The sequence below is a fragment of the Neorhizobium sp. 05N33 genome (assembly GCF_056397445.1).
The window spans coordinates 54,046-73,600 of the sequence record NZ_JBFTNK010000020.1; the positions used below are offsets into that span (position 1 = coordinate 54,046).

At 61.4% G+C, this 19,555-nt stretch carries 19 protein-coding genes; 3 read left to right on the top strand and 16 right to left on the bottom strand.

The window, feature by feature from the left end; translation table 11 throughout:
- Window positions 1–4 precede the first annotated feature (4 nt).
- The gene (locus AC1DLT_RS28405) at window positions 5–751 is read left to right on the top strand and encodes an aspartate/glutamate racemase family protein (protein WP_477488955.1); all 747 of its coding nucleotides are present in this window, start codon (window positions 5–7) and stop codon (window positions 749–751) included.
- Window positions 748–1,584: a GNAT family N-acetyltransferase gene (locus AC1DLT_RS28410; protein ID WP_477488956.1), complete on the top strand. Its 837-nt coding sequence runs from the start codon at window positions 748–750 to the stop codon at window positions 1,582–1,584. The genes AC1DLT_RS28405 and AC1DLT_RS28410 overlap by 4 nt, the downstream gene beginning before the upstream one ends.
- 49 nt (window positions 1,585–1,633) lie before the next feature.
- On the opposite strand, the gene AC1DLT_RS28415 is transcribed toward AC1DLT_RS28410, so the two are convergent.
- From AC1DLT_RS28415 to AC1DLT_RS28485, 15 genes are all read right to left on the bottom strand, one after another.
- On the bottom strand, window positions 1,634–2,455 hold the full coding sequence (locus tag AC1DLT_RS28415; protein ID WP_477488957.1) for a bifunctional allantoicase/(S)-ureidoglycine aminohydrolase: 822 nt from the start codon (window positions 2,453–2,455) through the stop codon (window positions 1,634–1,636).
- 113 nt (window positions 2,456–2,568) lie between these two features.
- The gene (chrA, locus tag AC1DLT_RS28420; RefSeq protein WP_477488958.1) at window positions 2,569–3,972 is read right to left on the bottom strand and encodes a chromate efflux transporter; all 1,404 of its coding nucleotides are present in this window, start codon (window positions 3,970–3,972) and stop codon (window positions 2,569–2,571) included.
- A 1-nt stretch (window position 3,973) separates the two neighbouring features.
- On the bottom strand, window positions 3,974–4,789 hold the full coding sequence (locus tag AC1DLT_RS28425) for a chromate resistance protein ChrB domain-containing protein (protein WP_477488959.1): 816 nt from the start codon (window positions 4,787–4,789) through the stop codon (window positions 3,974–3,976).
- 155 nt (window positions 4,790–4,944) lie between these two features.
- Window positions 4,945–5,826 carry a creatininase family protein gene (locus AC1DLT_RS28430; protein WP_477488960.1) on the bottom strand — a complete coding sequence of 294 codons (882 nt, stop codon included), beginning with the start codon at window positions 5,824–5,826 and terminating at the stop codon, window positions 4,945–4,947.
- Between the two features lie 58 nt (window positions 5,827–5,884).
- The gene (locus AC1DLT_RS28435) at window positions 5,885–6,265 is read right to left on the bottom strand and encodes a cupin domain-containing protein (RefSeq protein ID WP_038547517.1); all 381 of its coding nucleotides are present in this window, start codon (window positions 6,263–6,265) and stop codon (window positions 5,885–5,887) included.
- 51 nt (window positions 6,266–6,316) lie between these two features.
- The gene (locus AC1DLT_RS28440) at window positions 6,317–7,612 is read right to left on the bottom strand and encodes an NAD(P)/FAD-dependent oxidoreductase (protein ID WP_477488961.1); all 1,296 of its coding nucleotides are present in this window, start codon (window positions 7,610–7,612) and stop codon (window positions 6,317–6,319) included.
- Between the two features lie 29 nt (window positions 7,613–7,641).
- Window positions 7,642–8,358 (bottom strand): GntR family transcriptional regulator, encoded by a 717-nt coding sequence (locus tag AC1DLT_RS28445; protein WP_477488962.1) that lies wholly within the window; start codon window positions 8,356–8,358, stop codon window positions 7,642–7,644.
- A gap of 131 nt (window positions 8,359–8,489) precedes the next feature.
- On the bottom strand, window positions 8,490–9,938 hold the full coding sequence (locus AC1DLT_RS28450; protein WP_477488963.1) for an amino acid ABC transporter permease/ATP-binding protein: 1,449 nt from the start codon (window positions 9,936–9,938) through the stop codon (window positions 8,490–8,492).
- 52 nt (window positions 9,939–9,990) lie between these two features.
- Window positions 9,991–11,088 carry an NAD(P)H-dependent amine dehydrogenase family protein gene (locus AC1DLT_RS28455; RefSeq protein WP_247136973.1) on the bottom strand — a complete coding sequence of 366 codons (1,098 nt, stop codon included), beginning with the start codon at window positions 11,086–11,088 and terminating at the stop codon, window positions 9,991–9,993.
- Window positions 11,089–11,113: 25 nt separating this feature from the next.
- On the bottom strand, window positions 11,114–11,821 hold the full coding sequence (locus tag AC1DLT_RS28460; RefSeq protein ID WP_247031943.1) for an amino acid ABC transporter permease: 708 nt from the start codon (window positions 11,819–11,821) through the stop codon (window positions 11,114–11,116).
- 17 nt (window positions 11,822–11,838) lie between these two features.
- Window positions 11,839–12,675: an ABC transporter substrate-binding protein gene (locus tag AC1DLT_RS28465; RefSeq protein WP_477488964.1), complete on the bottom strand. Its 837-nt coding sequence runs from the start codon at window positions 12,673–12,675 to the stop codon at window positions 11,839–11,841.
- A 123-nt stretch (window positions 12,676–12,798) separates the two neighbouring features.
- Window positions 12,799–13,725, bottom strand: a complete 927-nt coding sequence (locus tag AC1DLT_RS28470; RefSeq protein ID WP_477488965.1) for a dihydrodipicolinate synthase family protein — start codon at window positions 13,723–13,725, stop codon at window positions 12,799–12,801.
- 2 nt (window positions 13,726–13,727) lie between these two features.
- The gene (locus AC1DLT_RS28475; protein WP_477488966.1) at window positions 13,728–15,098 is read right to left on the bottom strand and encodes a dihydroorotase; all 1,371 of its coding nucleotides are present in this window, start codon (window positions 15,096–15,098) and stop codon (window positions 13,728–13,730) included.
- Between the two features lie 4 nt (window positions 15,099–15,102).
- Complete coding sequence (locus AC1DLT_RS28480) at window positions 15,103–15,762, bottom strand: aspartate/glutamate racemase family protein (RefSeq protein ID WP_477488967.1); 660 nt, start codon at window positions 15,760–15,762, stop codon at window positions 15,103–15,105.
- Between the two features lie 437 nt (window positions 15,763–16,199).
- On the bottom strand, window positions 16,200–16,874 hold the full coding sequence (locus AC1DLT_RS28485; RefSeq protein ID WP_477488968.1) for a glutathione S-transferase family protein: 675 nt from the start codon (window positions 16,872–16,874) through the stop codon (window positions 16,200–16,202).
- Window positions 16,875–17,141: 267 nt separating this feature from the next.
- Between AC1DLT_RS28485 and AC1DLT_RS28490 the strand changes: the two genes are divergently transcribed.
- The gene (locus tag AC1DLT_RS28490; protein WP_477488969.1) at window positions 17,142–18,146 is read left to right on the top strand and encodes a hypothetical protein; all 1,005 of its coding nucleotides are present in this window, start codon (window positions 17,142–17,144) and stop codon (window positions 18,144–18,146) included.
- A 34-nt stretch (window positions 18,147–18,180) separates the two neighbouring features.
- On the opposite strand, the gene AC1DLT_RS28495 is transcribed toward AC1DLT_RS28490, so the two are convergent.
- The gene (locus AC1DLT_RS28495; protein ID WP_051899904.1) at window positions 18,181–19,104 is read right to left on the bottom strand and encodes a LysR family transcriptional regulator; all 924 of its coding nucleotides are present in this window, start codon (window positions 19,102–19,104) and stop codon (window positions 18,181–18,183) included.
- Window positions 19,105–19,555: the final 451 nt, after the last annotated feature.

Sequence of the window (19,555 nt, forward strand, 5' to 3'; positions counted from 1 at the left end):
CAGAATGCGCATTCTTGTCGTAAACCCGAATACCACTGCCAGCATGACGGCGACGATCGCCGATTCCGCCATGCGCGTCGCCAATGCCGGCACCGAAATCCTTGCCGTCACCTCCTCCATGGGACCGGTCTCGATCGAAGGTTATTATGACGAGGTCTTCGCGGTGCCCGGCCTGCTGATCGAGATCGCCAAGGCTGAGAAAGCCGGCGCCGATGCGGCGATCATCGCCTGCTTCGACGATACCGGCCTCGACGCCGCACGGGCGCTGGCCAATATTCCTGTGGTCGGCATCTGCGAAGCGGCTCTGGCTACGACCGCCTTCATCGCCCAGCGTTTCACCATCGTCACCACCATGGAACGCTCGCGCCTGCTGCTCGAACATCTTGTTCATCGCTACGGCATGTCCGGCCGATGCAAGGTGAGGGCCGCCGATATTCCCGTCCTCTCGCTGGAGGACCCGAATTCCAACGCCCGCGACCGGCTGCGCAGCGAGATCGCGACGGCGCTGCGCGACGACAAGGCGGAGGCGATCGTGCTCGGCTGTGCCGGCATGGCCGATCTCACGGCCGAACTGCGCCGCGAATTCGGCGTGCCTGTGGTCGACGGCGTCGCGGCAGCGGTGAAACAGGCCGAGGCGCTGGTGACATTGGGCTTGTCGACGGCCAAGCGAGGCGCTTATGCTTCGCCGGTCCGCAAGCCTTACAAAGGCCTGCTCGAAGATTTCGAGCCGGGGAAACTCATCGCCAAATGAAAACCCAACCCACCATTCGCGCGCTCACCTCCTTCGAGGTCGAAGAACTCGTCGACTGGGCACGGATCGAGGGCTGGAATCCGGGCCTTGCCGATGCGCCGGCTCTTCATGCCGCCGATCCTCAAGGTTTCATCGGCTGTTTCGTGGACGGCCAGATGGCAGTCGGCATATCCGCAGTCCGCTACGGTTCCGATTTCGGCTTCATCGGCCTGTACATCACCCATCCCGATTTTCGCGGCAAAGGTTTTGGCAGAAAGGTCTGGGATGCCGGCATGGCGCATCTCGACGGCCGGACGATCGGCCTCGACGGCGTGCCGGAACAGCAGGCGAACTATCGCAGCATGGGCTTCGAGCTGGCCTACGAGACGTTTCGCTGGAGCGGCAGCCTTGCCGGAAGCCGCGATGCCGATGAAACCGCGATCACCGACGATCTCGTGGCCGCCATTCTTGGCTATGACCAGGCTTTCTTCCCTGCGGAGCGCGATACTTTCCTGACCGCCTGGCTGAAGCCACCGCGGGCTGCCAAGGTCATCATCCGTGACGGCAATGTCTGCGGCTATGCGGTCTGCCGCAAATGCCATGACGGCTACAAGATCGGTCCGCTATTTGCCCAGACCGCCGCCGACGCTCAAACGCTGCTGAACGCCTGCGCCGCAGAGATCGGCAACGAAACCATGCACGTCGACGTACCCGCCTCGCAGACGGAATTTTCCACCTATCTGGAGGCGCATCGTTTCGTGAAAGGCTTCACGACCGCGCGGATGTATCGCGGTACGGCGCCGGCGGTACGTATGCCGGGCGTGTTCGGAATTACCACTCTCGAACTCGGCTGAGGCGGCGTCCCGACACCCGGACGCCGCTCGCGTTCACGAAAACCAGCGACTACCAGAGCTGGGTGTGCCGGTTGACATCCTTGTAGAGCAGATAACGGAAACGTCCCGGACCACCCGCATAACAGGCCTGCGGGCAGAAGGCGCGCAGCCACATGTAGTCGCCGGCCTCCACTTCGACCCAATCCTGATTGAGCCGATAGACCGCCTTGCCTTCGAGCACGTAGAGGCCGTGCTCCATGACATGGGTCTCCATGAAGGGGATGGTCGCGCCCGGCTCCAACGTGACGATGTTGAGATGCATGTCGTAACGGACGTCGGACGTATCGAGGAAACGGGTGGTTCCCCAGCGGTCGCCCGTGTCCGGCATCCAGGAAATCGGATGCTCGTCTTCATGGGTGAAGACCGCCGGCGGGGCATCCAGCCCCTCGACCGCCTGGAAGGCCTTGCGGACCCAATGGAACTTGACGGGCGCCGTGGCCCGATTGCGCAGCTTCCATGGCGATCCGGCCGGGATATATGCAAAGGAACCGGCCCTCAGCGCATGATCGCTTCCGGCGAACTCGATCGACATCTCGCCCTCGACGACGAAGATCGCCGCCTCGGCGCGGGTATCGGGTTCCGGCCGGTCGCTTCCGCCTCCAGGCTGAACCTCCATGATGTATTGCGAGAACGTCTCCGAAAACCCCGTCATCGGGCGGGAGATGATCCATGCCCGGGTTCCCTGCCAATGGGGAAGCAGGCTGGCCACGATGTCTGACATGACGGTTCGGGGGATGACGGCGTAGGATGTCGTGAAAACAGCCTTGCTGGAAAGCAGTTCGGTCTGCGGCGGCAGGCCACCAAGTTTCGAATAATAATCTCTGTTGGTCATGGGTCTGTTTTGCGGTCCAATTTCGCGGCGTCTGATCGCATATGCTTTAAGCGCCGCGCATCTCTAAGCAACTAAAAACTCGACCTCGGATGCCACGGCTCCGATATTTCCGCTCATGTCGCGAGCGTCCACGCCATGCCAGCGAGTGCGCAGGCGAGCAGCGTGGTAATCACCGAGACTCTGAACCGAAAGATCGCAACTGCGGCCGCGGTCGAAAGGATAGCGGCCGGAAGGACGATAGAACCGAGGACCGGTATGTCGAGCCAAAACGCTCCCAGACGGACCACGTGGACTTCTTCAAACAGCGTATGCAACGAAAACCAGATAGCGAGGTTGAGGATCACCCCGACCACCGCCGCGGTGATCGCCGACATCGCTCCGGCAAGCGCGATGTTGCCACGCAGCTTTTCGATGAACGGCGCGCCGAGGAATATCCAGAGGAAGCATGGAACGAAGGTGACCCATGTGGTCAGGATGGCGCCGAGGGTCGCCGCGATCATCGGGTTGAGCGCTCCGGGATCGCGAAAGGCGCCCATGAAGCCGACAAACTGCACCACCATGATCAGCGGTCCGGGTGTCGTCTCTGCCATGCCAAGGCCATCGAGCATCTCCCCAGGCTTCAGCCATCCATAATGCTGGACGGCCTCCTGCGCCACATAAGCGAGAACCGCATAGGCCCCGCCAAAGGTGACGACTGCCATCTGGCTGAAGAAAAACCCGATTTGGGTGAAGACGTCATTCGAACCCAGGACCCACCACAATAAGCCGATGGGTATGATCCAGAGTGCGAGAAGGATCGCCGAGATGCGAAGCGACCATGAGAGGTTGGAGCGCGCGTGAGCCGGCGTCCCCTCTCCGAGGAGTGAGTCGGCGTCTGAAAGTGTGGGGCCACCGGCCGTCTTGTGGCCGCCCCCGACCTTGAAAGACGCAAGACCGAACCTGCTGCCGCAATAACCGACGATGCCCGCAGTCAGAACGATCAACGGAAACGGGACATGCAGGAAGAAGATCGAGACGAAGGCGGCAGCAGCGATCGTCACCATGGCATTGTTCTTGAGAGCCCGGCTGCCGATCCGGAAGACGGCTTGGACAACGACCGCGAGAACGGCCGCCTTCAGACCAAAGAACAGTCCGGCGACAACGCCTACGCTTCCGAAGGCCGCGTAGATGTAGCTCAGGCCAAGGATGGCCAGAAATCCGGGGAGCACAAACAGGATGCCTGCAACCAGTCCGCCCGCGGTGCGATGCATCAGCCAGCCGATATAGATCGCGAGCTGCTGAGCCTCCGGTCCGGGCAGAAGCATGCAGTAGTTGAGGGCATGAAGGAAGCGGTTTTCACCGATCCACCGCTTCTCGTCGACGATGATCCGGTGCATGACGGCGATTTGTCCAGCCGGTCCGCCGAAACTGAGAGCGGCGATACGGACCCAAACCTTGAAGGCCTCACCGAAGGAGACTCCATGGATATATTCGCTTTTCTCGCGATCCGCGGACGCATCTCTGATGACCTCGGCCATTTTAAGCTCCCTTCTTCACTGAAGGCCAGTTGTGGCTCTCCTCGGTAGCATCGCGGCACCAGCGATAGAAGGCGTCGTAGAGAAGCATGCCAGCCTCAAGCTGCTCAAGGTCATCGTTATACATCCGCGACAGACCGAGCGACGCCGCCAGCAACCCGGGCGCCTCTGGGGCAAGGTCGGGTCGCGCGGTGTCGGCCGCCCTGACGATGGTTGCAAGACGCAGCAAGGCATCACAGGTCAGCCCGAACTCCTCGACCATGACGTCGAACGTGCAGAGCTCGCCCCGGTGGCTCCAGAACACATCCTCGATATCGAAGGGCGTTGCACCGAACCGGCTGCCAACCATCGAAACCTCGGAAGCCGGCACATAAAGAAACACTGCGTCCGGATCGATGAAACGCCGGATCAACCAGGGACAGGCGATACGGTCGATCTTCGGCCGGGCGCGCGTCACCCAGACGGTTCGACCGTGGTCGTCGCGGGGAGGCAGCTTGTCCTCCGGAACCGCCATCCCTCCGGCGGCCCAGGCCTCGAAGCCGCCTTCCAGGCTTTCGGCCACCACCCCTTCGTGCCTGAGATAGGCGGCGACGCCGTGGCTAAGCTTGCCACCCCTCTGGCAGACGACAACGACAGATTCAGCGTCGACGGCTCCGCTCCATTCTGTGACATTCTCGTGCTTGCGGCGGACGGATCCCGGTACCAGCCGCGGATCGAGCGCGAAGTCTTCGTCCGTGCGGACGTCGATGATGAGCGGTGCGCCGGGCGTACCGACAAGGCGGTTGAGTTTTTCAGGAGAAATTTCGAGAAATGACGGCATAACGCGTCCTCCCTGGTTTTGGGTTGAATGGACGCGATTCTTCGGCTGACGCCTCGTGGGGTGATCGCAACCCCATTGTGAGATGGTGACCGCGTGCGCGACGACTGTCAAGCGACTACCACGTCTGGCCGCGATATTGACACGGTCATTCTTGCTTACGTCCGCTCTCGAATTTCTCTCGCCAGCCTCGGCGAGGCGGCGTCACGAGCGATTCCCAGCCGCAACGGTGTACGGGCGAATGCTTCCAAAAATGCCGCCAGACCCGCAACCGTCGCTTCGAGGATCAAGGCGCCGTTTTCCATGGTAGCCTTTGCCGGATCGCCGAAATAACCGCAGTCGTCCGCTTGGAAGATCGGCGGCCAGCCTGCCCCGAACGCGGTGATCGGATCGTCCGTGGGACCTGGCGCGATCCAGGGCTGCACCAGGCGCGCCGGAAGCCCCTTGATTGCCGATCGGACCCGTTCGCTCGCTTCCGGAGAGGTCAATGCCATCGTCAACGCCGCCTCCTGTTCGCAGGCATGGCCGGTGCGCGGCAGTGCGCCTTTCAGAAGCGGCAACCAGTCCCTCTCGCCCGGTGCGAAATAATCGACCATGCCAACCGCATATCCGTCGGTGACCATCTGGGCGCAGAGCGAGCGCAACGGCGCCGAGTTGCCCCCGTGACCGTTGACGAAGACGACGCGCGGAAATCCAGAATCCAGGATCGATCGCGCGGTATCGGAAAGAACCGCCAGATAGGTTTCCAGCCGTAGGCTGATCGTGCCCGGATGGCTGAGGTGATGCGGCGAGAAGCCAACGGAAACAGCGGGCGCCACGACAATTTCCACCCTGGTTACGCGGCTTGCCGCGAGTTCGGCAACCGCGGCCGAAAGCAGCGTATCGGTCTCCACGGGAAGGAAGTCGCCGTGCTGCTCGATCGCACCCGTCGGCACGACGACCAAAGCACCGGCATCCCGCTTCGCCGCCAGCTCTGCACGCGTCAATTCGGCCCATATGAATGAAGACGGCGCAAAATGCCTGGGTGCAATGCCTGTCATGTCCGGAACCCTCGCGGCTGGAGTAGCGGGCGGTAGCTTATCCCCGCCCGCACGGAAATTACATGTCGCCCGCTTCTTTCGAAGGGTTGGCGCAGACGGCGATCACGAGGCCGGCCTCGCCGATGATGTGGCGGTAGCGGTAATTGACGGGCAGGTACATCGCATCGCCAGGCTTGAAGATGTGCTCCTCGCCGGTCTCCTCAACGATCTGCTTGGACCAGCCATGCAGGCAATAGAGGATCACCTCATGCACGCCATCACCCTCGACCATGGTGTCGAAGTGCGGCATGTAAGTGGTGATGTGGAAGGAAATCGACGAGCCGTGCAGCTTCTTTGTGACCAGCCGGTGGCTGAACTCCTGGCCCGGATGCACCCAGGTCAGCGCGACCTGTTCCTGGCGCGACCACTTGATCTTGCCGCCAACCGCTTCTTCGCTCATGTCATGACTCCTTGGTTCGCAGAAAATTGAATTTCCAGACGTGTGGCGGCTCTATCGGAACCGCGCTTCGAAAGCGTCCCGGGCCTCCCAGACCGGCAGGATGAGATGCGGTCCTAGTCCGGATATGCGGCTGAAGGGAATCGGTCGCGGCGCGGTCAGCGGCAAGGTCAGGTCCGCGTCCGCCATCCGGCCGGCAAGCCAGGGACCAATTTCTCGTCCGAGAGCCGTCGTCAGCGCTACGCCGCGGCCGTTGCATCCGATCACCGCATCGATGCCCGGCTTGATGCGCATCATCCGCGGCAGGAAATCCGGTGTACCGGCAATCATCCCGGTCCATGAATATTCCACTCTGACTTCCGGGAGATCCGGAACCATGCGGCGAAGACGATTTGCAAAAAGCCTACGGGCCAATGCCATTCGTCCGGGCAGCGGTGGCACCATGCCCCCGGTCACCAGTCGGCCGTCTGGAGACCAGCGCAATGCGAACGTATGACGGCGCGTATCGGCAACCGGGGCCATGTCAGGCAACAGTGTCTCGCGAAGAGGCAGCGGCAGCGGCTGGGTAGCGATCTGGAACACACGAGCGGGAATGATCGACGCACGCAACTCCGGCAACAGGTTGCCGATCAGCGCGTTGGTGGCCATGAGCACGCGGCGGGCGCGAACCTCGCCAGCGGCAGTCCGCACGCGCCAACTCTGCCCATGGGGTTCGATGCTCTTTGCGGGACTGTCGCCGAACAGTCGTACTCCCGCCGATATGGCAGCGCGCGCGAGCCCGTACGCATAGGCCAGCGGCGTGATCTGGCCACCGGACGCCACGCGGATTCCGCCATGCAGCGACGGCAGCCCGGTCCGCTTCAGCATGGCTTCGCGATCGAGCCATTCGGCGTCGACGCCGGCGTCCAGCAGCCGCGGCATACGGCCATGAAGCACCCCTTCCGCCGCACGCGAATGCGCCGGCTGCAGCCAGCCGTTCTGCACGGCGTCGCAGTCGATCTCGTGGCGCTCGATCAGGTCGAACACCGCCTTGCCAGATTCGGCGACGAGTTTCAGCAGGCGTCCCGCATGATCGGCGCCGAGTGCCGCCACGACCTCGGCAGGCCCCAGCGATGTTTTGAGGCTCGGAACCACGAAGCCGGTATTGCGCCCGGATGCGCCAAAGCCAGGTTGATGACTTTCGAGCAGAACCACGTCAAGCCCCGCCTCGGCGGCATGCAGGGCGGATGAAAGGCCGAGGAACCCCCCACCCACCACCACCACGTCAGCGGTGATCGCGTCCGCCAGCTTTGCGCATCTGGGCGCAGCTGGCGTGATCGCCTCCCACAATGACCCGATTTCCATCATCATTCCTGTTCATGCGGGACCTTGGCCCAGCGCTAGAGGTTAATCAGATCGTATCCCCGCCCTGTCGCAAGCGCCTGGAACAGTCCCTGGCGGGTCTGCTCGTTGTGACGGATCATGATTTCCCGTGCAGCCGCCTGGTCACGACGGGCCAGGGTTTCGACGATCTGGTGGTGTGAGACGCTGGTCTCGTTGTTCACGTCTCGCAGCTGGGCGCCGAGATAGAAGAAACGTTCAAGCGCATCGATCTGATGGGTCAGCAGCTGGACGAGCCTTCCATTGCCGGTCGCTTCCGCAATCGCCAGATGGAATTCACGGTTGGACCTTATGAACGTAGCGAGGCTGAGCTGCTCGCCTTGATTATAGGTGGCATCTGCAAGGGAGTTCAGACGATCTATCTGCTCCCCCGTCAGCCGGGTGCAGGCGAGTTCGGCGGCGCCTGCTTCCAGAATGGTTCGCACGTCGAACAGTTCGTCCATGTCGGCAAACGTGATCGGCGTGACCTGGTAGCCGCGGCGCGGAAAAGATCTGACCAGCCCCTCCTGCCGCAAGGCGGCCAACGCTTCGCGGGCCGGCGTCTTGGATATATTGAAGCGCTCCGCGATTTCAGCTTCGTTCAGTTCCTGACCCGGACGGATTGCGCATGTCAGAATCTGGGTTCGCAGCGCATCGTGAACCTGTTCCATCAGCGATGCCGGCTTTGCCGGTTGCACCACCCGACGCTTCTTCCTGATTGCTGATACCTCAGCCATGGGCTCTCCTATCTGTAAGTCGGCCTTTCAGCCCGCAATCCGACGATCGCTCCGGCAGATATGCATGTACAAAACACAATCGAAAGGCGGCGTTTTTACCCGATGGCCAATTCCACATGGCTTATCCCTGATTATCCTTCGCGAGACAGAAAAGCGCGGAAGTAATCCGGCGCATCATCGCCAAAAGCCTGATCGCGCGGCAAATCCATCAACAGGCGGCCGCGCTCCATATAGGCGATGCGGTCGGCGATTCGTCGGGCAAATCCAATCTCGTGTGTCACGATCACCATCGTCAAACCTTGTCCGGCCAAATCCGCCATCACGCCCAGGACGCCTCCGACGGATTCCGGGTCCAGAGCGGATGTCGGTTCATCAAAGAGCACGGCATCGGGCTTCATCGACAACGCCCGCGCAATGGCGACGCGCTGGCGCTGTCCACCAGACAGTTCCACGGGATAGGAGTGCAGCTTGTCCTTGAGCCCGACCTTGTCGAGCAGTCTGTCCGCGGCAGCAAGCGCCTCCGTCTTCGGAATGCCGAGCAGCCTGCGAGGGCCTAAAGCCACGTTCTGCCGAGCCGTCATCGTGGGAAACAGCGCGAAACTCTGGAACACCATGCCGAGGCGACGGCGACGCTTGTCCAGCATGTGTTCCGGGCGCGCGATACGGCGGGCCGCATCGGCCCAGGGCAGGCTTTCGCCAGCAAGCAGGACATCACCGCTATCCGCAGGCTCGATCCAGTTCAGCGCGCGCAGCAACGTACTTTTGCCCGACCCCGATGGACCGAGGACCACCACGACTTCGCCCCTGCCGACAGAAAGCGAGACATCGTCCAGTCCCTTGATCGGCCCGAAGCTGCGGGTGAGGTTACGCGCCTCGAGCACCGGGTCGCGACGAGAAGGCGCATCCGGTCCCAGGCCGCCTCGCACCACGCTGCGCTCGACGATCGGCGGCGGTGCGGATACGTGACTGGACGTCTTCAGCGCGACGGCCTTTTCGATCCGGTGCTGTATGAGCGTCCAGATCGTCAGGATGACGAGATACCAGAGCGCGACGGCCAGATAGACTTCCAGCGCGCGGGTGGTCGATTGGGCGAGTTGCTGGGAGACGCGCAGGAGCTCGGCGAAAGAGATGGCAGCAAGCAGCGACGTGGCCTTGATCATGTAACTGAAATTGTTGCCGAGCGGTGGTATGATTGCCCGTATCGCCTGCGGGAACACCACCTTAAGGAAAATCTGCCAATGATGAAGCCCCAGCGCCAGGCCTGCCTCGCGCTGATCGCGCGAGACGGACATCAGGCCCCCGCGCACGATATCGGCCATGCGAGCCCCTTCGTTCAGGCCCAGTGACAGCAGGCCGGTGGCGATCAGGCTCAAGGGAACGCCCATCTGCGGCAGCGCGGAATAAAAGAACAGGATCTGCGCGAGCAGCGGTGTGCCCTTGAACAGCCAAAGGAAGCCGAGTGCCGGCCAGCGCAGCAGCCTGGGCGCCGCCAGCATGCCTGCCAGGACGAAGCCAAGACCCGTGCCAATCGTCTGAGCGACGACGGCAACCCAGATCGTCACCCAGGCCGCCTTCAGCAACAGAGGCGACTGAAGGATATCCAGGAATATGCCGGCGTCGAAACCCACGAAATCAGACCCTTCTCACAACCGGCAGGTAACCGGGCCTGGTCTGGCGCGACGGATCCACCGCGTAGCGCGAAACGCCGCGCACGGTGCCGCCCGTAGGCAGATCCAGCGGAGACACCAAACCCGGTTCGGCATCGGCCAGCGGCACGATCGTGTTGGCCATGATGTTGGCCGCGCCGAATAGCGACTGCATGGCAGGCTTGATCGACATTTTGACAGGCATAGCGCCATCGATCTCGATCCGGTCTTCCTCGACGAGGTCGAACTTTTCCGGCTGGTAGTACATGGCAAGCGAGGTGCTGAGCACCTCCCTGCCCTGATGTAGCGCCCGGGCACGCTGGGTGATGCCGATGACGCGGCCGGGCGGCAGGATGCCGAGTGTCGGATCGCCGCTATCGACTTCGAAATCGGCCGTCTCGAGATCCCATGCCTCGGTGATCTCGTCGATCTCCAGATTGAGGGCATCTGCGATGCGGATCAGCGATTCCGGCGCACCCATGTGACCCTCGACGCGGCCATTGGCGATGCGGCGGTTGAACTCCTCGGGCGTCAGACCGTATCCGACATGCTCGATATCCCCCGGCCCCGTGCCGGTGACGTCAATGCAGCGATGGATGGTCAGACGCTTTACGGCGCTGGTGCCGCGTGCCAGAACCAGCGGAAGCACATCGTAGGAAAACCCGGGATTGATGCCGGTGCCGGTGATCGACACGCCGCTGGCCCTCGCCGCACTGTCCAGCGCTTCAGCAAACTCGCCATAGCGAAGGCCGGGATAGAACATGGATTCGGCAGCCGACACCACATTGAGGCCCGCATTCAGGGCATCGAGCAGTTGCTCCTTGATAAGGTGAGGCTTGGACTCCGTCATGTGCACCAGCACGTCCGGTTTCCCTGAAATTCCGGCGAGTGCCGAAGCGAGATCGCCGACAATCTTTACGCTGCCGAAACGCTGGTAGCCCGTGACGTCGGCCAGCGTGCGGCCGATCTTCGCGGCATCGGTATCGATGGCGGCAACTATCTCGACGGTCGGGTAGTCGGCTTCGAGTACGCGCAGCAGTCGCCCGCCCATGGCGCCGACGCCGAACAGAACAGCGGTCTTCATTCAGTTTCTCCGGAATACGAGTATCTCAACCTTTCGCCACCGGGGTCGCGACGTTGGTCATGTTTCGTTTGACGCTGCCTGCTGCGGCGTAGCGTTCGAGTTGGCTCTGCACGATGATCCAGGCGGAATACATCAGCAGGTACCAGAAGGCCGCGACCGCATAGAGTTCGATGACAGCGTAGGTTTCGTTGATGGCGGTTCGCGTGACGCGCAGAAGTTCGCTGAAGGAAATGACCGAAAGAAGCGATGTGGTGCGCATCATCGAGGAAAATTCGTTGCCGAACGGCGGCAGGATCAACCGCACCGATTGCGGCAGGATCACGTGCAGCATGGCGCCGAGCCAGCTCATGCCCATTGCCCGGGCGGCCTGCATCTGGTCGGGCGGCACGCTCTGCAATGCGCCGCGTATGATCTCAGACATGTAGGCGCCGGAGTAGCAGCCGAGGCCGATCAGCCCCGCCTCCAGCACCCCGAGCCGAATGCCGAGCTGGGGTAAGCCGAAATAGAGAAGGAAAAGCTGGACCAGCGGCGGCGTGCCGCGCCAAAGCCAGACCCAGGTCCCGGAGAGTATCCGCAAGGCCCTGTGCCGCGACAGGGCGCACAACGCCAGGATCAACCCGATGACGGTTCCGATCGCCTGCGCTGCGATCGCGACCAGCAGGGTGACGCCAGCCACGGTGGCGAACCGTGGCTGGGCCAGATAATGCAGGAATGTCTCGACCGAGAACTGCATCGGCAACCTATATCAGATCACTGCGGGTTGAGGACGAAGGCATCGACCGGAGCCACGCCCCACTTCTCGACGATCTCGTTGTAGGTACCGTCCGCGCGCATCGCTTCGAGCGCCTTGACGATCATGTTCGCCAGATCGGTATTGTCCTTCAGCGTCGTGATCGCAAGGCGGTTGGCCGCGTTGCCGGTGAACGCCATTTCGAACGGTGCCTTGCTGGTGGAGATGTAATAGGCTGCCTGCGGGTCGTTCAGGTAGGCCGCATCGACCTGCTTGGTCACGGCCGCCTGAATGGCTTCCGAGTTGGAATCGAAGGCGCGGATGTCGATCGCCTTCTTTCCGGCGGCGACCATGCGGTCGCTCTGCGCCTGCAGGTTCTTGTTGGTCGTGCCGCCGGCTGCGACGGAGACGACTTTGCCGGCCAGGCCATCAAAGCAGGCATTGTAGCTGGCCGGCACGCCGATCTTGCCTTCGCACGAAATGCCGCCCGGATTGCCCTTCGGCACCATCATGCCTTCACCCCACTGGACGTAGGCAATCATGTTCATGATCTTCAGGCGGTCCGGGTTGATGAAGATCGCGGTGCAGAGGCTGTCGAAGCGCTTGGCCTGCAGGCCGGGGACCAGGCCGGGAAACGCAAGGTTGGTCCATTCGACTTCCTGCCCGAGGCGTTTTCCGATCTCACCGCACATGTCCACATTGAGGCCGTCCTTCTGGCCATCGGTGCGGATGAACTGGTTCGGAGCCGCGGCGAAATCTGCGGCAAACGAGATCTTTCCCTTGGTGAGGGTCGGTTCCGCCAGCGCGGAGCTCGCCGTCATGGCAAGGAAAGCAAGGCACAGTGTTTTTCTCATCATGTCATTCCCCTTTTTTGTTGGTTCGATTTTACTTACTGATTTATCTCCACGTATTGCGCGCCGCGCCAAACCCGCGGCTTGCACCCGGAACCGGCGGCTTGCGTCCGGTAAATCCGTAATCCATCAGCCCAGCTCCGCGAGGCGTGTCTCCTGGCGGCGAAGCAGCCGCTCCACTTCGGCCTGCGCCAGCGCATCCAGTTGCGCGCCGGGCTGGCGTTGCGCGGCCGAGGCTATGGCTCCACGCTTGGCCAGCACGTATTTGCGAACCGCAAGCCCGACGCCGGGCTGCTGCTCGTAACGGACGAGCGGCAGGTAGGCATCGAAGAGATCCTGGGCACGATCCATCTCGCCGCGGCCCGCCAGATCAGTAACCTGCACCAGCATTTCCGGGAAACCGAAGCCGGTCATGGCGCCATCGGCGCCGCGCGCGACCTCTTCGGGGAGGAAAACGCCACCATTGCCGCAAAGCACGGAAATGCGCCGACGACCCTTCTTTTCTGCATCGCGAAGCTTGGAGATTTTCGACAGGCCCGGCCAGTCCTCGTGCTTGAGCATGACGATCTGCGGAAGGTCGTCGATCAGATGGCCGAGCAGTTCGTCGCTGATCTGCACTGTCGTCGCCAGCGGGAAGTCCTGAAGCACGACCGGCACGTCCCTGCCCAGGAAGCCACAGGCCTGGCGGTAGTAATTCAGGATCTGCGCGTCCGTGCGCAGGCTCATCGGCGGCGCGATCATCACACCGGCAGCACCCTGTGCCATCGCCTCGTGGCTGACTTCGGCGAGAGCCGCAAGACCGGGCGACGAGACGCCGACCACGACCGGCTTGCCCTGCGCCCGGGCGATGACGCGCTGGATGATTTGTCGGGACTCGGTGCCCGTCAGCTTGGGCGCCTCGCCCATCATCCCGAGAACGGTCAGACCATCGGCACCTGCCTCCAGGTAGAAGTCCGTCACGCGGTCGAGGCTATCCAGATCGAGCGATCCGTCATCCCGGAACGGCGTGACCGAGATCACGAAGACGCCGCGCACCTTTTCGTCAAGACGTGCCATCGTCAGTCCTTTTCGGTCGCATACCAGCCGGCGGTGGCGCGCGGTACGAATTGTCCGCTGCCGGGGCTGTTGAGAATGTCCTTGCCGTCCCAGACGAGCTGTCCGCGCAGCCAGCTTGCCGCCACGCGGACCGTGAAGGTCTCGCCGTGGAAGGGGCTCCAGTTCAGGCCGTCATGAGAGGCCGCCTCGTCCCAGACGAACGAACCCTGTTCGAGCGCGACCAGATCGGCATCGCGGCCTACGGCGATCGCGCCCTTGCGGTCGTCGATGCCGAAGAAGCGGGCGGGACGCTCAGCCAGATATTCGGCACTGAGGCGCGCAGCGTCGAAGCCACGCGCTTCGGCAGCCGTGAAGAACGCCGGGAAGAGCGTCTCGAGGCCAGGAACGCCTGCACCTGCATCGAAGATCGAGTCGGTCAGCTTGTTGTCGATCGGCCAGCTCGAATGATCGGAGGAAACGAATGCCACGAGGTCGTCGGAAATCGACTGCCACAGGCCATCGATCGCAGCCGAACGGATGGGCGGGTTCACCTTCATCCGCGCTCCGAGCCGATCGCCGTCGCGCGCGGCATCCAGCCAGAGATAATGGACGCAAAGCTCGCCTGTTGCCGCGGCACCAAGTCCGGCGACCGCTCCGGTCAGGCGAAAGCCCGCTTCCGTCGTCAGATGGACCGGATGGACATGCGCGCCGCTTGCAAGGCCGAGAGCCAGGAACTGGCCGGTCGCCGCCAGCTCGGCCGCCTCCGGCCGTGCTTGCGCATGCGCGACGATCCCGTTGCGGCCAGCCGCCTTCGCCTGTGCGATGCGGGCCATGACGATCTCCTGATCCTCATTGTGCAGCCCGAGCGGAATGTGCGTCGAAGCCAGCGACTCCATCAGGTCGAGCGTGAGGTCCTCCGCGATCCGCGGGAACCGCACGGGATTGCTCTCGAACGACGAGATTTTGAAGGCGACAACGCCGCCTTCGATCAACGCCGCCAGGTTGGCCGTGCCCGTCTCACGGGTCGCCGTTCCATAAAGCGCCATGTCGGCATGAGAATGCGCTGCGATCGCTGCGACCTTGGCATCCAGACGCTCCGGCCGATCAAGCGGCTCCGGGTTGTCATAAGGCATGTCGACCAGCGTGGTGACACCTCCTGCGATCGCCGACCGCGTCGTGTCGGCGATGCCGGGGAGGCCCTTGTAGCTTGTTGCATGGGTTTGGCCATCCACCGCACCGGGGAGGATGAGCGCATTCCCACGGTCGTCGACGCGCGCGGCTGCAGGCGCTTCGCCCGTGCCGACAGCGGCTATGCGACCGCCGGAGATTGCTACCCAACCGTTTTCCAGGGTGCCATCCGGCACCACAACGCGACCCTTGACGACAAGCTCCATCGGATCAACCCTTAGCAAAATATTGGAGATCGAGCGCGTTGATCGCGGCCGCAACGGCCGCCTGAACGGGATCGACGACCGGCACGCCCAACTCCTGCTGCAGCACGGGACGATGACCGCCCATGCCGGCACAGCCGAGGATCACGACACCGGCACCCTCCGTTTCCGCCATCAGCTTGGCAGTCCGCGCGACCGACGCGCCGGCCAGGTTCAGGTCGTTCGCTTCCGCCACGGACATGTTGACAGCCCTGTCCGCTGCGAGACGCGCAGTCAAGCCCAGCCGTTCGATATGGACGGCATGGCGCGCTACCGAAGAAGCCCCAAGCGAGACGACACCGAAGCGTGGTGCAAGCTGCAGTGCAGCATAGTATGCAGCCTCCGCGATGCCGACCACCGGTCGGCTCGTCGCCGATCGCGACGCAGCAACACCGGGATCGGAAAAGCAGGCTACGACGAAGGCATCCGCATCGCTTGCAGCGATCACGTCGACGACCATAGGCGCGACAAGCGCCACATCCTCATCGGTCTCGATGCCGATCGGCGCATCGGGTAGGCGATCGCATACGATCATGTGCTTCGTCACCGCCTGCAACGGCGCGATGCTCGCCGCGATTGCCTCGGTCACCTTCGCCGAACTATTCGGATTGAGAACAAGAATTTTCATCAGAACCCTATCTCGATAATCACAACGAGCCTCCGGTATCTTCTGTAATATGTCAACTGATATTTTTATAGGGAGTTTTTCGAAAGATGCACGCTTTTTCATGCGCTTAGGTGGTTGCTGATTGAGCAAGTGCCTTAAAATCATGCTTATGTGAATTAACCAGGCGTAGGATTTTTCAAGTTTCCCGTGCCTGCGGTTCTCGGCCACGCTATGCGCCGCCGGTGTCGCACCCTGCAGATAGGCCGCGTCTCCGTTGTGCCGAGCAATGATACGTCTGTTCCGTTCGCGCGAGACGAGGCTGGCGCGCGGAGGCGGTTCGGTGGAACGGGATCGTCTCGCACCTCGTCCCACAGACGCTCACTTCTCTTAAGGACGGCAAGGCCGGCTGGACCCAGGGGATACAGCCGGAGCGCTTTAAGTGATGTCGGTCGGGAAGACTATTTGTCGTGCTGTTGCGGGAAAAAGGCCTTCCGAGTCTCTTCGTCCACGTCTGTCTTGAAGACATGCGAGGCCTTCAACGTCAACGCCCTTTGCACCGCCGGACGTGCCGCCATGGTCTCCATGAAGCGCTTGACGGCCGGAAAGTCGGAGAGCCCCTTTTCTCCGAAGATGTAGCCCGCCGAAGCCGCCCAACCCCACAAAGCCATGTCGGCGATCGTGTAGTCGTCGCCTGCCAACCAAGATGACCTGCTCAGCCGCTCGTCCAGAACTCGATAGGTCCGGATGACTTCGTTCAAATAACGGTTCTTGGCATAGGGCAGGTCTTCCGGCGCATAATGAATGAAATGTATTGCCTGACCAGAATAGGGTGACAGCCCTGTCGCAACCAGTTGAAGCCAGGACAGCATTACCGCCTTCCCTGCAGGAGTCATGGGAACGAACTTGCCACGCTTTTCGGCGACGTAAAGCAGGATAGCGTGGGAGTCGAACACGGTGACATTGCCATCGATGAGTGCAGGCACCTTACCGTTTGGATTAACCGCACGGAATTCGGGCGTATGCTGCTCTCCCTTGGAGATGTCGATGGGTGTTACGTCGAAAGATTCGTCAAGTTCATGCAGCAATACTGCAACCTTCATGGAGTTCGGTGTCGCGTGGAAGAACAGGTTCATTTCAGGCATCCGTTGATTGAGAGCACCGCCATCGCCTGATGGCCGCCATGGACGAAAATGCATGGCAGTCGTCCGATCGACCAATCGATTTGGTCGATCGGTCATATGATGCGGCTCGATTTCTCGCACACATCCCGGGCCGAACTCTTTGTCAGTTCGGCATGCGATCGAGCCCACCGGCTACGCTTTCAGCCTCACAGACGTATGATTTTTGTCGATGCCTGCGATCGCAAGAGACGATTTCCGCGGGATCGGATGACCCGGTAGATGCTGGCTATCGAGCATCGAAAGGAGCAAATCATGATCTCGCGTACACTTCTCGCCGGCGTCGCGGCAATTTCCATTCTTATCTCCAGCATGGCTTTCGCAGGAAGTGCCGCGCCACTCGTCGGCAAGTCTGAGATTGTCTTCACTGCCGACAAGAACTACTCAGAAAGCGCGAGCTGGTCGTCTAAGCAGAACCGCTTCTTTGTTGGATCGGTCACCCACGGGACCGTTGGTACCGTAACGCAGGACGGCAAGTACAAGCCGTTCATCGAGGACGACAAGCTTGTCTCGACTATCGGCATTCTGGTCGATGATGCACGCAACACACTCTGGGTTGCCAACTCCGATCCGGGTGCGGGCACACGCACAGCCGTTGCAACCCAAGGCAAGCTCGCGGGAATCGCCAAATACGATGCAACCACCGGCAAGCGCCTGGCATATTACGACCTCGGCCCCTTGACCGAGGGATCACACTTCGCGAACGACCTGGCGCTCGATGATGAAGGCAATGCCTATGTCACGGACAGCTTCGCTCCGGTCATCTACAAGATCGATACCACCGGCAAAACGAGCATCTTTGCGCAGAGCCCGTTGTTTAAAGATGCAGAAGGTTTCAACCTCAACGGCATCGCCTACCATAAGGGCGGCTATCTTCTTGTCGGAAAATACAATTCCGGTGACCTGTTCAAGGTGACGATTTCGAATCCGACAGATATCCGACGGGTCGAACTTGCAGGATCGCTGAAGGGCGCGCACGGGTTCAGCCTCCCGGACGGTGAGCGTCTTTATGTGGCCGTCAACCTTGGGATCGATAAGACGATTGAGCTGGTGTCGACTGACGACTGGAAGACGGCCAAAGTCGCCCGCGAAGTGAAGAGCGTTCAATCCATGCCAACTGCCCCAACCAAGGTCGGGAATGCCGTCTGGGTGCTGAACTCGCGGCTCGACACCCTCTTCAATCCGAAGGCCGATAAGGTGAGCGACTTCACGCTGCAGAAATTTTGACATTTCAATGGGCCGGAGCGGCGCTTTGGCCCGTCTACTCCGCCGTTGTGGCCTTGGCGGTCAACAAAACGAGTTTACGGAACCACATATGTGCCGGGTCCGTTCGAACCCTGGGATGCCAGAATAGATTCATACTGAATGTCGATATCGGAAGGGGCGGCGGGAAAAGGTCGAGGGTATCCTCGAATCTCTCTAGGAAGCGCTTTGGCAAAGTACAAATGCAATCCGTGTTAGCCAGCACCAAGGGCGCAAGCCCGTAGCTCTGAATCGATACCGAGACCCGACGTTCCCGCCCCATTTCGGCCAGAGCGTCATCGATCATTCCGGCGAAATGGCCGCCGCTGGTCGAAATCAGCAGGTGGTCGGCGTCGCAGAACTCTTCCATCGTCAATGGCTTATTTCCGCGCGGATGTCCGCGCCGCTGCGCGGTTACAAATTCCTCCTGGAAGAGTGTCTGCCCGATCAACTCTTCTGCCGCATCCTCCGCTGCTCCCACGAAAAGGTCGATATCTCCTTTCTCCAGGTGCTCCGCGATCCGCGCCTTGTTCGGCAAGGTGAATGCAATTTTCGCGAATGGCGCTTTCGCTTGCAGTACCGGAATGAGATCCGGGGCCAAGATGGCGGCCGGGTTGTCTGTCGCGGCTATCCGAAAAATCCTTTTGGTGGTGGCCGGATCAAACGAGTGAGCCGTGTTGACGAAATCATTAAATCTTTCGAGCAGCCGGGCAAGTTCCGGCTCCAGCGCAGACGCATGTGGCGTCGCGACCATTCCACGACCGGACGCTGCCGGAATGAAAAGCGGATCGTTCAGAAGCTGTCGTAAGCGCGTCAGTCGGGCGGATAGTGCCGATTGCGTTATGTTCAGCCGCGCCGCCGCATGCGTCACGTTCTTTTCTGCCAAAAGCGCTTCCAATGTAACGAGGAGGCCAACGTCAAAATCTGAAATTCTTTGGCTCAAGTGAAGTATCCGTTATGCTATGGTTGCTGCCAGCAAAGGCTATTGGACATCCGATTGCCAATCGCGCCTTAACGCCCGGCAAGAGCAATAACATTTTAACTGCGAAGTCCGTTATGGGATCGACCGCTCTGCTCGGGTGGGAGTCCGCGAATGCATTTTTTGGCGTGTGTGGCGTGGCTGCGCTCTCGATCTGGGGAAAGAGTGGCGGCGTGTTCCAATTGTACCGGTCATCAGACACGCCTTCTCGGGCGTTGCCGATCAATCAGCCGTGGACTACGCGCCGGCTGGCCCTGAGGGGCCTATTTCCCGCTACCGCGACGCCCGCAGGCAGGCCATTGCCATGGCCGCCTTGGAAGACGGTGGCAAGTCTCAAGCGTGAGCCGAGAGCCTCCGACGGGGGAAACGATTGCGGGTGACCTGAGACGCAAGTTTCCTCCGGGAATTCGGAAAG

Bases quoted from the DNA above. Each gene is read 5' to 3' on its own strand.
- AC1DLT_RS28460 (WP_247031943.1), bottom strand. From the start codon at position 11,821: ATGCAGTTCTCGGTCGAGACATTCCTGCATTATCTGGCCCAGCCACGG.
- AC1DLT_RS28470 (WP_477488965.1), bottom strand. From the start codon at position 13,725: ATGGCACGTCTTGACGAAAAGGTGCGCGGCGTCTTCGTGATCTCGGTC.
- AC1DLT_RS28475 (WP_477488966.1), bottom strand. From the start codon at position 15,098: ATGGAGCTTGTCGTCAAGGGTCGCGTTGTGGTGCCGGATGGCACCCTG.
- AC1DLT_RS28425 (WP_477488959.1), bottom strand. From the start codon at position 4,789: ATGCCGTCATTTCTCGAAATTTCTCCTGAAAAACTCAACCGCCTTGTC.
- AC1DLT_RS28480 (WP_477488967.1), bottom strand. From the start codon at position 15,762: ATGAAAATTCTTGTTCTCAATCCGAATAGTTCGGCGAAGGTGACCGAG.
- AC1DLT_RS28410 (WP_477488956.1), top strand. From the start codon at position 748: ATGAAAACCCAACCCACCATTCGCGCGCTCACCTCCTTCGAGGTCGAA.
- AC1DLT_RS28490 (WP_477488969.1), top strand. From the start codon at position 17,142: ATGCTGGCTATCGAGCATCGAAAGGAGCAAATCATGATCTCGCGTACA.
- AC1DLT_RS28455 (WP_247136973.1), bottom strand. From the start codon at position 11,088: ATGAAGACCGCTGTTCTGTTCGGCGTCGGCGCCATGGGCGGGCGACTG.
- chrA (WP_477488958.1), bottom strand. From the start codon at position 3,972: ATGGCCGAGGTCATCAGAGATGCGTCCGCGGATCGCGAGAAAAGCGAA.
- AC1DLT_RS28415 (WP_477488957.1), bottom strand. From the start codon at position 2,455: ATGACCAACAGAGATTATTATTCGAAACTTGGTGGCCTGCCGCCGCAG.
- AC1DLT_RS28465 (WP_477488964.1), bottom strand. From the start codon at position 12,675: ATGATGAGAAAAACACTGTGCCTTGCTTTCCTTGCCATGACGGCGAGC.
- AC1DLT_RS28430 (WP_477488960.1), bottom strand. From the start codon at position 5,826: ATGACAGGCATTGCACCCAGGCATTTTGCGCCGTCTTCATTCATATGG.
- AC1DLT_RS28405 (WP_477488955.1), top strand. From the start codon at position 5: ATGCGCATTCTTGTCGTAAACCCGAATACCACTGCCAGCATGACGGCG.
- AC1DLT_RS28485 (WP_477488968.1), bottom strand. From the start codon at position 16,874: ATGAACCTGTTCTTCCACGCGACACCGAACTCCATGAAGGTTGCAGTA.
- AC1DLT_RS28435 (WP_038547517.1), bottom strand. From the start codon at position 6,265: ATGAGCGAAGAAGCGGTTGGCGGCAAGATCAAGTGGTCGCGCCAGGAA.
- AC1DLT_RS28440 (WP_477488961.1), bottom strand. From the start codon at position 7,612: ATGATGATGGAAATCGGGTCATTGTGGGAGGCGATCACGCCAGCTGCG.
- AC1DLT_RS28445 (WP_477488962.1), bottom strand. From the start codon at position 8,358: ATGGCTGAGGTATCAGCAATCAGGAAGAAGCGTCGGGTGGTGCAACCG.